The sequence below is a fragment of the Pseudomonas lundensis genome (assembly GCF_002269125.1).
Taxonomy (GTDB): Bacteria; Pseudomonadota; Gammaproteobacteria; order Pseudomonadales; family Pseudomonadaceae; genus Aquipseudomonas; species Aquipseudomonas lundensis_A.
This window is the reverse complement of record NZ_NQKI01000013.1, coordinates 110,245-121,981: the sequence shown is the minus strand read 5'-3', so window position 1 is coordinate 121,981 and position 11,737 is coordinate 110,245. Positions and strand designations below refer to the sequence as shown.

At 58.3% G+C, this 11,737-nt stretch carries 14 protein-coding genes and 1 pseudogene; 7 read left to right on the top strand and 8 right to left on the bottom strand.

The window, feature by feature from the left end:
- A pseudogene (locus CJF39_RS10755) lies at positions 1 to 126 on the top strand (IS5/IS1182 family transposase); the annotation flags it as partial.
- Between the two features lie 289 nt (positions 127 to 415).
- Here CJF39_RS10755 and hutC read toward each other — a convergent pair.
- Both hutC and CJF39_RS10745 read right to left on the bottom strand, forming a co-directional pair.
- Positions 416 to 1,168 (bottom strand): histidine utilization repressor, encoded by a 753-nt coding sequence (gene hutC, locus CJF39_RS10750; RefSeq protein ID WP_094993403.1) that lies wholly within the window; start codon positions 1,166 to 1,168, stop codon positions 416 to 418.
- Positions 1,169 to 1,249: 81 nt separating this feature from the next.
- Positions 1,250 to 1,954: a YoaK family protein gene (locus CJF39_RS10745; RefSeq protein ID WP_169965582.1), complete on the bottom strand. Its 705-nt coding sequence runs from the start codon at positions 1,952 to 1,954 to the stop codon at positions 1,250 to 1,252.
- A 227-nt stretch (positions 1,955 to 2,181) separates the two neighbouring features.
- Between CJF39_RS10745 and CJF39_RS10740 the strand changes: the two genes are divergently transcribed.
- Positions 2,182 to 2,847: a histidine phosphatase family protein gene (locus CJF39_RS10740; RefSeq protein WP_094993402.1), complete on the top strand. Its 666-nt coding sequence runs from the start codon at positions 2,182 to 2,184 to the stop codon at positions 2,845 to 2,847.
- Here CJF39_RS10740 and CJF39_RS23550 read toward each other — a convergent pair whose 3' ends face one another.
- On the bottom strand, positions 2,848 to 3,222 hold the full coding sequence (locus CJF39_RS23550) for a hypothetical protein (RefSeq protein ID WP_349290209.1): 375 nt from the start codon (positions 3,220 to 3,222) through the stop codon (positions 2,848 to 2,850).
- Complete coding sequence (locus CJF39_RS23545; protein ID WP_349290208.1) at positions 3,201 to 3,782, bottom strand: DMT family transporter; 582 nt, start codon at positions 3,780 to 3,782, stop codon at positions 3,201 to 3,203. The genes CJF39_RS23550 and CJF39_RS23545 overlap by 22 nt, the downstream gene beginning before the upstream one ends.
- 149 nt (positions 3,783 to 3,931) lie before the next feature.
- On the opposite strand from CJF39_RS23545, the gene CJF39_RS10730 reads away from it, so the two are divergent.
- Positions 3,932 to 4,834: a LysR substrate-binding domain-containing protein gene (locus CJF39_RS10730; protein ID WP_094993401.1), complete on the top strand. Its 903-nt coding sequence runs from the start codon at positions 3,932 to 3,934 to the stop codon at positions 4,832 to 4,834.
- Between the two features lie 30 nt (positions 4,835 to 4,864).
- Positions 4,865 to 5,095 (top strand): YgdI/YgdR family lipoprotein, encoded by a 231-nt coding sequence (locus CJF39_RS10725; protein WP_094993400.1) that lies wholly within the window; start codon positions 4,865 to 4,867, stop codon positions 5,093 to 5,095.
- Positions 5,096 to 5,135: 40 nt separating this feature from the next.
- Here CJF39_RS10725 and CJF39_RS10720 read toward each other — a convergent pair whose 3' ends face one another.
- From CJF39_RS10720 to CJF39_RS10705, 4 genes are read right to left on the bottom strand one after another with little or no spacing between them, the layout of a single operon-like run.
- The gene (locus CJF39_RS10720; protein ID WP_094993399.1) at positions 5,136 to 6,425 is read right to left on the bottom strand and encodes an NAD(P)/FAD-dependent oxidoreductase; all 1,290 of its coding nucleotides are present in this window, start codon (positions 6,423 to 6,425) and stop codon (positions 5,136 to 5,138) included.
- A complete protein-coding gene (locus tag CJF39_RS10715) occupies positions 6,422 to 7,168 on the bottom strand; it encodes an amino acid ABC transporter ATP-binding protein (protein WP_094993398.1) in 747 nt (248 codons plus the stop codon). Before CJF39_RS10715 ends, CJF39_RS10720 begins: the two co-directional genes overlap by 4 nt.
- A complete protein-coding gene (locus tag CJF39_RS10710; protein WP_047274771.1) occupies positions 7,165 to 7,821 on the bottom strand; it encodes an amino acid ABC transporter permease in 657 nt (218 codons plus the stop codon). The genes CJF39_RS10715 and CJF39_RS10710 overlap by 4 nt, the downstream gene beginning before the upstream one ends.
- 59 nt (positions 7,822 to 7,880) lie before the next feature.
- Positions 7,881 to 8,645 (bottom strand): ABC transporter substrate-binding protein, encoded by a 765-nt coding sequence (locus tag CJF39_RS10705; protein WP_094993397.1) that lies wholly within the window; start codon positions 8,643 to 8,645, stop codon positions 7,881 to 7,883.
- 172 nt (positions 8,646 to 8,817) lie between these two features.
- On the opposite strand from CJF39_RS10705, the gene CJF39_RS10700 reads away from it, so the two are divergent.
- From CJF39_RS10700 to CJF39_RS10690, 3 genes are all read left to right on the top strand, one after another.
- Positions 8,818 to 9,594, top strand: a complete 777-nt coding sequence (locus CJF39_RS10700; RefSeq protein ID WP_094993396.1) for an IclR family transcriptional regulator — start codon at positions 8,818 to 8,820, stop codon at positions 9,592 to 9,594.
- 112 nt (positions 9,595 to 9,706) lie between these two features.
- Positions 9,707 to 10,765, top strand: coding sequence for a permease (locus CJF39_RS10695; protein WP_094993395.1), 1,059 nt, complete (start codon positions 9,707 to 9,709; stop codon positions 10,763 to 10,765).
- A 217-nt stretch (positions 10,766 to 10,982) separates the two neighbouring features.
- Positions 10,983 to 11,696, top strand: a complete 714-nt coding sequence (locus CJF39_RS10690; RefSeq protein WP_094993407.1) for a carbonic anhydrase — start codon at positions 10,983 to 10,985, stop codon at positions 11,694 to 11,696.
- Positions 11,697 to 11,737 lie beyond the last annotated feature (41 nt).

Here is an 11,737-nt window from a genome sequence, read left to right as displayed (position 1 = left end):
GGCTGGCTGAAGGAGAACCGTCGCATCGTGACGCGCTTCGACAAGCTCGCAACAAGTTTTGCGGCGATGGTCTCATTGGCCTGCGCTATGCGGTGCTTGCGACAATACTTTACGTACAGAGCCTAAGGCGGAAGGTGCGGAGTTCACACTTATACCAACCTGTATGTACAAGTGAATGCAAGCGAAGGGCCAACATGACGCAGGCGACACTGACTAGCGTGCGCGACGATGAGATAAATATATTTAAATCAATGAGATAGGTTTATTGAGATTTTTGGCGAGATAAATGGGCACGCTTAAAACCAACAAAAAGTTGCCGCAACTTGGTGCATAGATCGGCAAAAAGGTAACGAGATTGCACCAAAAGTAACGCGGGTAACACAGGATTACCCGCACACGCAGGACCTCAGTGACCTCAGTGGCCGCACTGCCCTTGCAACCGGTAGCGAGAGCCGGGATACACCAGCCGCGCACAGCCCACGACCCCTTGAGACGACCACGTGCGGCGGCGAATCATCAGGCAGGCTTCGTTACGTTTGATGCCCAGTAACCGGCACTCCGCCGAGGTGGCATGAATGGCTTCCACCACATGCTCGCCCCCGGTCAAGGGCGCAAGGTCCATCAAGTAGGCATAGGCGGTGGTGCGGGTGAAGTCTTGCTGCAAATAAAGAGGCGCAATGTGCGCATTGACGAAACGCTCTTCGATTTGCACCGGCACACCGTTTTCGTAATGCACGATCACCGAATGAAACAGGCGCTCAATGCCGTCCAGCGCGAAGGGCAAGGTGGGGCTGGCCCTGGGCGGGACCTCTTCAAGCACGATCACGTCGCTGCGGTGCACATGGCCGCGATCGGCAATTTCCTGCGCGATATTGTGAATCTCAAACAACGCCGCTGTGCCCTTGGGCACCGCCACAAAGGTTCCCACACCTTGCATGCGCACCAGCAGGCCTTCGATGGTCAGCTCGCGCAAGGCACGGTTGATGGTCATGCGGCTCACGCCCAACTGGTTGAGCAGCTCGCTTTCGGAGGGCAGTTTCGAATTGGGCAGCCAGGCACCGGAACGGATTTTCTGCACGATGGCCTGTTTGACCCGTGCGTACAGAGGGGCCGGGCTTTCGATTGAGAATGACTCGAGGGGCGAATGGTCATCGACAGACTGGGACACAACAACTCCTGCTTATTGATTGGGGCATGCCCGTGCGTCGCGCCAGTCTACCCTCAGCGCGGCTGCAGACAAACGGCGGGCTTAGCGCGGCATGTAATCGCGCTGCCAGCGGCGCGGGATGCGCAGAGAGATTGCGCCGAGCACGCAGGCAAATCCCGCACTGAATAGCATCGCCTTAACCCCGAATCGAGCCTCCAGCCAGGCACCCAACACCGCACCCAGCAACATGCCGCTCCAAGGCACCAGTTGCACGCGCCAGCCACTTTTACGCTCGCCCAAAAGCCAGCGCCCCAAGCCGCGGCCGAAACGCGACAGCGCCCCGGTCACGTAGGTCAGCCCCACCGGCAACCCGTTGACCTGCTCCACAGCGGCGTTGAGCATGCCCATTGCCAAAATGGCGGCCAGCAAGGCCGGGACCTGCGACGCAAAAGGCACCAGCCCGGCCGCACACAACAGCCCGGCGATAACCAGCATTAAGGGTAACGCACGGCGCCCGCCCCAACGCCCGAGCAAAATCCCCAGCGTGTTGCCGGCGATAAAGGCCAGCACCGCAAAAAACAGGCGTACCACCAGGCTCATGTCCCCCTGACTGATCGCCACCGCCAGCCGCGTGGTGTTACCGCTCATGAACGACACAAAATCGCCCGTGGCCAGAAACCCGATGGCATCGGTCATGCCTGCCAGCACCGAAAGGCTTGCCACCAGCCCCAGCCCGACACGCCCTCGCCAGGCACGCACGCGCAGGTGCACAGGGTTGATCGGGCGTCTCAGCGGAGCAGGTAACATCGGCACAACCTCTTAAGGATGAAGGCCGCTCAATGATGGCCAATTGAACACTGCCTTGCCAGCACTCGTATGTTTATTCCCAAGAAGCATTCAGAAACGTCTGCAACTAAAGTGAGAGCGAACCAATTTCCAAATGCGCGTCTAATGAACACTTTGTTCAAGGATGACGGGCACTGCGGTGTTTTTACGACAGGGAGGCCCCCGCCAGGATTGATACAGAAGACCTTATGCTCCCGATCAATTGGAAAAAAAAACGCGTTGCCTTAGCCGCTGTCCCGCTGCTGCTGATCGCAGGCACTGTCAGCCTTTCCTCGCATGTCGAAGACGCCTTTGCCCAACCGGCCGACGGGGTCCAGACGCTGGTGTTCATGCGCCACGCCGAGAAGCCGGCTGACGGTCTGGGCCAACTCACATGCCAGGGCCTGAACCGCGCCATCAATCTGGCCACCGTGCTGCCGCAAAAGTATGGCAAGGCGGATTACGTGTTCGCCGCCAACCCCTCGCGTCAAGTTGAAGAAGGTGCCGAGGATGACGCCTACAGCTATGTACGGCCGATGATGACCATCAACCCCAGCGCTATCAAACTGGGCTTGCCCATCAACCTTGAGTTTTCGGCCAACGATACGCGGCAATTGGCCAACGAGCTGACAGACGACAAATACCACAACTCGACTGTCTACACCGCCTGGTCCCACGGTTACCTGCCGGAGCTGATCAACACGGTCGCCGGCAAAGCCACCGGGAAAAAAACCTCGCTGACTGAGGACTGGGCCGACAGCGATTTCGATTCGCTGTACGTGCTGACCCTGACTTGGCACAACGGCAAGGCCACCCTGCTCAGCCGCGTCGACAAACAAGGGCTGAACAACGGCGCCGAAGCTTGCCCGAGTTGATCAGGCCAGTGCTGCACGGCCTGGCGCATGGCGGCGTACGGCCCAACTGACGCCACTCAACAGCAAGAGCACAGCCAGGGTTTCCAGCGCCGTGGGCCAGCGCTGCAAAAAGACAAAGCCATAAAACAGCGCGAACAGTGTTTCAAACACGATCAACTGGCCGCTCAAGGTCAGCGGCAGCCGTCGGGAAGCCGCATTCCACATCCGGTTGCCGAACCATGAGCCGACGACCGCACACGCCAGATTGATCGCCCAGAACCCCTGCCAACGGGCATCACTGACGTCTATGTGCACGGCATCCAGCGACAGCGCACTGGCCGCACCCCAGATCAATAGACCCAGCACGCCCGTGGTCACGCCCCCAAGCTCGACCATTCGCTGCTGGTGAACTGACTGTGTTTAAGGTATCGCGCGTTGGCCGTGGCAAATCCCGTCCAGCACGCCAGCGCGCCAATGGCACAGGCAATGCCCAGTACTTTTTCCGCCATCGGTTGCCCGCCATTGGCGCCAGACAATGCTTCAAGGTTGATGCACAACATCCCGGCCAGCACCAGCAGCAGCGGCCAGATCAGGCGAGTCAGCGGCACGGCGCCCGCATCACTGCGGCCCAGCCAGCTGATGGTCAAAGGCAATACGCCAATGATCAGTGACGCCACGGCGATCCCCACCCACTGGATGGAGGCGGCCAGCAACATGTAATAAATCAGGTTGCCCAGCAGGGCGAGCTTCACCAGTGTCACGACGTCACGCCGGGTCAGTTGAGGGAGCAAGCGCTTGGCGTCGGGCAGTATCAGCAGCGCAGACACCGCGCCGTACAGGATGAAACGGGCGCAACTGAGGAGCAGCGGACTGAACTCCGGTAATAACGCCGGCACCAAAAACACCAGCCCCCAAACAGCACCTGCCATGCCGGCGTAGACTATCCCGCGCTTCATTACGTATGCTCGAACCATTGATGAGTCTGCAAGCATAGGCATTTCACGCATCAGTAACTAAAGAACAGTTGGCATCCATGCATTCCCCACAGGAATGGGCTGAGATGCCCTTCCCCTTTGCCTGAGAACCCGCCCCCACAGGACCCCCCGTGAGCCGCTACCTCAAACACCTGCCGCCGCTCGATACGCTGATCACCTTCGAGGCGGTTGCCCGTAATGGCAGCTTCACCCGCGCCGCAACCGAGCTGTGCCTGACCCAAAGCGCCGTCAGCAAACAGATTCGCGTCCTTGAAGATGCCCTCAGCCTTTCTCTGTTCGAGCGCCAAGCCCGGGGTATCAGCCTGACCCGCGCGGGGGCCGGGCTGTTTGCCGAAGTCAGCGCGATGCTTGAGCGACTGCAACACAGTGTCAACCGGATCAAGGTGGAGCATGCACCCAATGCTGTGACGGTGCAGTGCACCCACGCCGTGGCGCAATTCTGGTTATTTCCACGCCTACTGGCCTTTAACACCGCTCACCCGGGAATCACTGTCAACATCCACGCCAACAATGGTCTGGACGAGTCGAGCACAGCAGATTACGATTTCTCGATCCTGTACGGTAATGGCAAATGGTCATCACTGGATGCCCATCGATTATTTGCCGAATGCGTGTACCCGGTGGTCAGCGCCGCCATCCCTGTGGCAGACATTGGCTCACCTGCAGACTTGCAAACGCTGCCCCTGATCGAGCTGGATTCATCCGGATGGAATTGCATGGACTGGCGCGACTGGTTTGGGCATTTCGACCTTGAGCACACCCCCGCGCCTGACAGCCCGCTGTTCAACCAAGTGACACTGGCCTATCAGGCAATCCTGCAAGGCATGGGGGTCGGGCTAGGTTGGGACTTCATGGTCAGGGGCAAAATCGACAGCGGAGATCTGCGTCGCGTCGGCCCTTATGAATTTATCAGTGGCAATGCTGACTACCTGGCGCACTCTCGGCATAAAACGTTGTCAGAGGCAGCAGTTATTTTCCGGCACTGGCTTTTACATGACGGCCGGTGTGTATAACCCTTACGTTCGAATGCTCAAGGAGCTTGCATGAAGATCAATGTGATCGCTTTACCTTTGGTGATGGCGGCAATGCTGGGGCTGGCCGGGTGCGCCTCACCCAGCGTCGTGACCCTGCAAAACGGCACGCAATACCTGACCAAGGACATGCCAAAAACCAAAACCAAAACCAATGATGGTTTCTACGAGTTCGTGGACATTGCCGGCAAGCACATCAAGATCAAGGCTGACGACGTGGCGACCATCAAAACCGACGATTGATCGGCCGGCAACGGCAAGCAACTGCTTGCCGCTACGGTTGTCAGTTCAAGGCATCAAGCATGCGGTAGTAGGTGATCCCAGCCGCGACGTACAAGCGTTGCAGGCTGTGGAACGGAATGCTGCGAATCGGTGTGACCGGGAACGGGAAGTCACTTTCAGTTCCCGCCACTCGGGCAGCCAAGTGCTTGCCCAGTACGGTCGACATGGCTATCCCGCGACCGTTATAGCCCATCAGTATCGACAGGCCCGGCTGAGGCTCATGCAATTGCGGCAACACACTTTGATTCAGTGCGATGCGCCCGCTCCAGCGGTACTCGACGGCCACCCCGGCCAACTGCGGAAACAGCATCACCATCGAACGCTCCAGATGCGTCCAGTCCCCGGCCCGGGTCGGCTCCGCGAACGGTCCTCGCCCGCCCAGTAACAAGCGGCCTTGGGCATCCATCTTGAAGTACAGCAACAACCGTCGCGCATCCGAACACACTTCCCCACCCGGCAAAATGGTCTTGCGCAATTCAGGGGGCAGCGGACGCGTGGCAATGATGAAGCTATTGGCCGCCAGCACAGTCTGGCGCAACCCCGGCCACAGGTTGTCGGTGTACCCGTTGGTAGCGAGCACCACGCTGTCGGCGCTGACCGTGTTGCCTTGCGCAGTGGTCAATTGCCACTGTGGCCCGACGCGACGCAAATCCGTCACCCGGCTTTGGCTATGAATCGTGACGCCACGGCCCAACGCTGACTTGGCCAACCCCCGGGCATAGTTCAACGGATGCAAACTGCCCGCACGCGGGTCGACCCAGCCACCCAGGTAATTTTGCGTGCCCAGGCGTTGACACACCGCGTCACGGTCCAGCACCTCGGCCGTAATCCCACGCTGCTGCCATTGCCGGGCCCGGTGTTCCAGCGCTTTCATGGACACGGCAGAGACAGCGGGCTGGATCCAGCCTTTACGGCTGGCTTCACAGGCAATGCTGTACTCGCGGATCAACGAAAACACTTCATCGGCCGCGCCACCACAGGCTTCAATGATGCGTTCACCCCGCTCCTCGCCATACCGCTGGATCAACTGGTCAGGGTCGTACTTGAGGCCCGGAATCACTTGCCCGCCGTTGCGCCCCGATGCGCCCCATCCGGGTTCGCCAGCGTCCAGCACGCAAACGCTGATACCGGACTCGGCCAGGCGTAATGCTGTGACCAACCCGGTGTAACCGGCCCCCACAATGGCCACATCCACCCGCTTGTTTTCACTGAGGGGCGGCGTCATTGCGCCGGGCCGGGCCGTGGCAGACCACAACGAGGGCGGCAACTGGCAGCTGGAAGCAGACTTCATGAGCTAACCTCGTCCGTCTGGTTCAGCAGACGTCGCAGAAAATCCTGGGTTCGTGGATGTTGCGGGGCACTGAGCACCGTTTTTGCAGGCCCGGCTTCGACAATTTGTCCGCTGTGCAAGAAACACACTTTGTCCGCCACATCCCGGGCGAATCCCATCTCATGGGTCACCACGATCATGGTCATGCCCTCATCGGCCAGACGTCGCATGACCGTGAGTACTTCACCGACCAGTTCCGGGTCGAGGGCCGAGGTGGGTTCATCGAACAAAATGGCTTGCGGGTTCATGGCCAGCGCGCGGGCAATCGCCACGCGCTGCTGCTGACCACCGGACAAGGCATCCGGGTAGGCGTCCATGCGGTGCGCCAAACCTACTTTTTCCAGCAGGGCTGTGGCCTGTTTGCGCGCCGCTTGCGGGTTTTGCCTGAGGACGTAAATCGGCCCTTCCATCACGTTTTCGAGCGCCGTGCGGTGCGGGAACAGATTGAAACGTTGAAACACCATGGCCACGCGTGTGCGCAACTGATGGATGCTTTTGTCGTTGCGATCCACCCGTTGGCCGCTGACCAGGATCTCGCCTCGGCTGTAGCTTTCCAGGCCGTTGATGCAACGCAGCAACGTCGACTTGCCCGACCCTGAAGGGCCGATCAGGCACACCACTTCGCCCTGCCCGACCTGCAAATCGACACCTTCAAGCACCGGCACGCTGCCGAAATTCTTGTACACACCCTTGAGTTCGATCATGACGTTCTCCGCGTCGCAAAGCGTGCTTCCAGGCGGCGCAAACCGAAGGACAAGGGCAAGCTCATGGACAGGTAAAGCAGGGCCACCAAGGTGTAAACCGTCATGTTTTCGAACGTGGAAGAGGCGATCAACTGACCCTGACGAGTCATCTCGGCCACGGTGATGGTGGACACCAATGAAGAGTCCTTGAGCATCATCACCAGCGTATTGCCGTAGGGTGGCAAGGCAATGCGGAACGCCTGGGGCAACACCACCCGGCGCATGATCATCATGCCGCGCATGCCGATGGATTCGGCGGCTTCGATCTGCCCGTGGTCAATGGCCTGAATGCCAGCCCGGAAGTTTTCAGCCTGATAGGCCGAGTACGCGATACCCAGACCAATCACCCCTGCCTGCATGGCGCTGAGCTGGATGCCAAAGTCGGGCAAGACGAAGTAGATGTAAAACAGCTGAACGATGATGGGCAGACCGCGAATCACGTTAACCACGCCAATGGCGAACAACGCCACCGCGCGGATTTTGGAAACCATCATCAAAGCGAATACAAGACCGATCAGCGAACTCAGCACGAACGATCCCGCAGTGACTTGCACAGTAACAACCGCCCCTTTCAACAACAGCGGGAGGAAGTCCAACGCGTCCTGGAGAAACATAAGTTACCTGCGAAACAACACATGAAACAGCCCGCTACGGTAAGCGGGCCGAGGAATCATCAGTTCAGTTTCCACTGCTCAATGATGCGGTCCAGCGAACCATCAGCCTTGATCGCGGCGATGCCCTTATTCACCTGCGCAAGCTTTTCGGGGTCGTTCTGGCGCATCACGATGCATACATCACCCACCACCGGTTGATAGGTTTGCGAGAGTTTCAACCCCCTGGTCTGCTTGGGGTTGGTTGCCATCTGGTAAGCAACGATGGGACGGTCGCCGAATGCAGCCTTGATACGGCCCAGTCGCAAGTCGCGCATCATGTCGGCTACAGAGTCGTAGCTGCGCACTTCCTTGAAACCGCCATGCTTGTTCAAGGCGTCAATAAAGACCGAGCCTACTTGGGCACCGACGATTTCCCCTTTCAGGTCAGCCATGCTGGTGTAGGTTTTAGGGTCTTTTTCCTGAAGGATCAGCCCTTCACCGTAGCTGTAAATCGGGTCGGAGTACTGCACAACCTTTTCGCGCTCAGGGGTTTTGAGCATCGCGGCCGAGATCAGGTCGATCTTGTTGGACGTCAGTGAAGGAATCAGGGCAGAAAAGACGCTTTGTTGAATATCGGTCTGGAAACCACCCGCCTTGCCGATGGCCTCAATCGCATCAACCATCATTCCGCGGGTATCTCCGCTCTTGATGTCAACGAAGGTAAACGGAATGCCTGTGGCGGTGGCCCCTACTTTGTAGGTCGGTGTAGCCAGTGCGCTGGCAGATCCCATCATGCCGGCGGCGATCGCACACACGAGTGTGAGCGCTTGAAATTTTTTCTGCATTGCGAATCTCCCTGTGGTCGCTTTTATTATCCTGATGGCGCCTTGAAACAGCCTCCGCACCCTCTGGTGTTAAAAGCCGGCTTCGACTATAAACAATTTACCTAAATCGTAAAGAGATTTATAAGTATCGAATATCGATATTTATAACGTACACAAACGCCAAGGAAGCGTCATGAGTGAACACATTAACCCCCTTTTCAATCAGTCGTTGGAGAAGGGTCTCGCGGTATTGCGCGGCTTTGGCGCAGCCCGGAGAACCATGAACCTGGCCGATATTGCTCAGGTAGCAGGCATTAGCAAAAGCTCTGCCCAGCGAATGGTGCACACGCTCGAGGAGCTGGGCTATATCCGCAAGCACCCGCAAAGCCGTCGCTTCCAGTTAACGCCCAAAGTTATGGAAATCGGCTACAACTATTTAGCCGCGGACACACTGGTTGACGTTGCAAATCCCTACTTGGCTGAACTTAATCAACTCACTGGCGAAACCGTCAACCTGACCGAGCCTGACGGCGTGTCCATGGTGTATGTCGCGCGTTTTGTGGCCCCCAAGTTCATTCCCATTCATATGCCGATTGGCAGCCGTATCCCCATGTACCTCAGTGGCGGCGGTCGAGCCTACCTGAGCGGACTGAGTGACGACGTCGTACACGCCGTCCTGCAAGCAAGCGATATCCGCCCGTTCACGCAGCACACGCTGACGGACCCGGACGCCATTTTCGAACGCATTCAAGCAGCACGCAGCAAGGGTTACGCCATCAACAAGGAAGAAATGTTCCTGGGGGACATGACCCTGGCCGCGCCCATCTTCGGCAGCAACGGCCTGCCTGTGGCGGCCGTGCATGTGGTAGCACCCAGCAGTCGCTGGAGCATGGAAGACGCCGAGCAAAAAATGGGCGCCGCCATCATTCAGTGCGCACGGTCGATCAGTAACTCAATCAGAACCCTGTAATCAAACGCCGCAGATCGCGCTCTACGGGCGCGGTCTGACAGACCTCACTGACAATTCAACCTCCGGATTGGCGTATGATGCGCCGCAATTTCCTCATGTCCGGTAACTGTTTATGTCCAGCGTCTCTTCAGTCAAACCTTCACGGGGCTGGTCATTCTGGTGCAAGCCCCTGCTGTTTCTGCTGATTGCAGGCATTGGCCTGTATTACGTCAAGTGGTCGCCTTACTACCTCAAAGCCTTTGTGGCGGCAGACAACCACAGCATTGGCGCCTCGATCCTCAACGACAACCAGGGTGAACCCATCGCTGCAGCGCTGGCTTACGCCCAGGTGTATTTTCTGGCGATCTGGAAAGCCGCCGTTTTGGCTGTGATTCTCGGCTCGCTGATTCAAGTACTGATCCCGCGCGACTGGTTGCTGCGCCTTTTCGGCAAGGCCGGTCTGGGCTCGACCCTGCGCGGCGGGCTGTTCGCCCTGCCGGGGATGATGTGCACCTGTTGCGCAGCCCCGGTCGCGGCTGGCATGCGCCGGCAAAACGTGTCGGTGGGCGCCGCCCTCGCCTTCTGGATTGCCAACCCGGTACTGAACCCGGCGACGCTGGTGTTCATGGGGTTTGTGCTGGGCTGGGGGTTCAGCGCGTTACGCCTGGTGGCCGGGTTGGTGCTGGTAATTGGCGTCTCAATGATTGCCCAACGCATTTCACGCCCGCAGAGCATTCCTGACGCGGCGCTGGACGCTGTTTCCGAGGCCACCCGTCAGGGCGATGAACCGCAATTCTTCGTGCGCTGGGGGCGCACGTTATGGCAATTGTTCTGGAATACCATCCCGGTGTATCTGCTGGCGGTGTTGCTGCTGGGCGCCGCCCGCGTATGGCTGTTCCCGCACGTCGATGGCGCCATGAGCGACAGCCTGCTATGGCTCGTGCCCCTGGCGATTGTCGGTACGCTGTTCGTGATCCCCACCGCCGCTGAAATACCGATTGTGCAAACCATGATGGCACTGGGCATGGGCACCGCGCCTGCTGTGGCCTTGCTGATGACCCTGCCAAGCGTGAGCCTGCCGTCACTGTTGATGCTGCGCAAGGATTTCGACACCCGGGTGCTGGTGACAGTGGCTGTCCTGACCATGCTGGTGGGCATCATCAGTGGATTAGTGGGCATGTGGTTGCTCTAAATCCGGCTTTATCCCTTTTGAACTCATGGGCGACTGCACGCCCATGAGCCTGCTTGCCCCCTTCCAATACTTGCTCATTGCCATTACGAAACCCTTGTTCCAGAGCGGTTAATTCAGTTTCAGTTAAGCTTTGAACGGTACTTTTTCACTCAAGTCGCTCACGACTTATTTCTGAAAATTTCAGAAATTTCTCTGTTACACCAAAAGAGGATGAATGATGAGTACCAAGGATAATCAGTCGCTGGCTGCAGCCCCTGCCACCCCCCAAGCAGCGCTGCAGCACATCGTCGAAGGTTTTTTACATTTTCATCACGACGTCTTTCCGCAACAGAAAGACCTGTTCAAAAAGCTCGCCACCGCCCAACGTCCCCGCGCCATGTTCATTGCCTGTGCCGATTCGCGCATCGTCCCCGAACTCATCACTCAAAGCGCTCCCGGCGATTTGTTTGTCACGCGCAACGTCGGCAATGTCGTCCCGCCCTATGGGCAAATGAACGGCGGTGTGTCCACGGCCATTGAATACGCCAATCTGGTGCTGGGTGTTCAGCACATCATCGTGTGCGGGCATTCCGACTGCGGGGCCATGCGCGGTGTACTCAACCCCGACAGCCTTGCAGCCATGCCCACCGTCAAAGCCTGGCTACGTCATGCCGAAGTGGCCAGAACCATGGTTCAGGAGAACTGCACCTGCGCCAGTGAAACCGACAGCATGCAGCGCCTGACTGAAGAAAACGTGATCGCCCAGTTGCACCACCTGCGCACGCACCCGTCCGTGGCTTCCCGCCTGGCAAATGGCCAATTATTTATCCATGGCTGGATCTACAACATCGAAACCAGCGAAATCAACGCCTACGACGCCGAACTAGCGGCTTTCAGGCCCTTGAACGACGTGCACAACATCCCTTCTGCGACGCCCAAAGCGCGCTTTTAACTGACATTGACGTTGCCATGCCGTGGCTGCCTGCAGCCAGG

Coding starts and splice junctions, on each gene's coding strand:
- CJF39_RS10715 (WP_094993398.1), bottom strand. CDS start 7,168: ATGATCGAACTCAAGGGTGTGTACAAGAATTTCGGCAGCGTGCCGGTG.
- CJF39_RS10705 (WP_094993397.1), bottom strand. CDS start 8,645: ATGCAGAAAAAATTTCAAGCGCTCACACTCGTGTGTGCGATCGCCGCC.
- CJF39_RS10690 (WP_094993407.1), top strand. CDS start 10,983: ATGAGTACCAAGGATAATCAGTCGCTGGCTGCAGCCCCTGCCACCCCC.
- CJF39_RS10700 (WP_094993396.1), top strand. CDS start 8,818: ATGAGTGAACACATTAACCCCCTTTTCAATCAGTCGTTGGAGAAGGGT.
- CJF39_RS23550 (WP_349290209.1), bottom strand. CDS start 3,222: ATGGTCGAGCTTGGGGGCGTGACCACGGGCGTGCTGGGTCTATTGATC.
- CJF39_RS10745 (WP_169965582.1), bottom strand. CDS start 1,954: ATGTTACCTGCTCCGCTGAGACGCCCGATCAACCCTGTGCACCTGCGC.
- CJF39_RS10720 (WP_094993399.1), bottom strand. CDS start 6,425: ATGAAGTCTGCTTCCAGCTGCCAGTTGCCGCCCTCGTTGTGGTCTGCC.
- CJF39_RS10740 (WP_094993402.1), top strand. CDS start 2,182: ATGCTCCCGATCAATTGGAAAAAAAAACGCGTTGCCTTAGCCGCTGTC.
- CJF39_RS10710 (WP_047274771.1), bottom strand. CDS start 7,821: ATGTTTCTCCAGGACGCGTTGGACTTCCTCCCGCTGTTGTTGAAAGGG.
- CJF39_RS10725 (WP_094993400.1), top strand. CDS start 4,865: ATGAAGATCAATGTGATCGCTTTACCTTTGGTGATGGCGGCAATGCTG.
- CJF39_RS23545 (WP_349290208.1), bottom strand. CDS start 3,782: ATGAAGCGCGGGATAGTCTACGCCGGCATGGCAGGTGCTGTTTGGGGG.
- CJF39_RS10695 (WP_094993395.1), top strand. CDS start 9,707: ATGTCCAGCGTCTCTTCAGTCAAACCTTCACGGGGCTGGTCATTCTGG.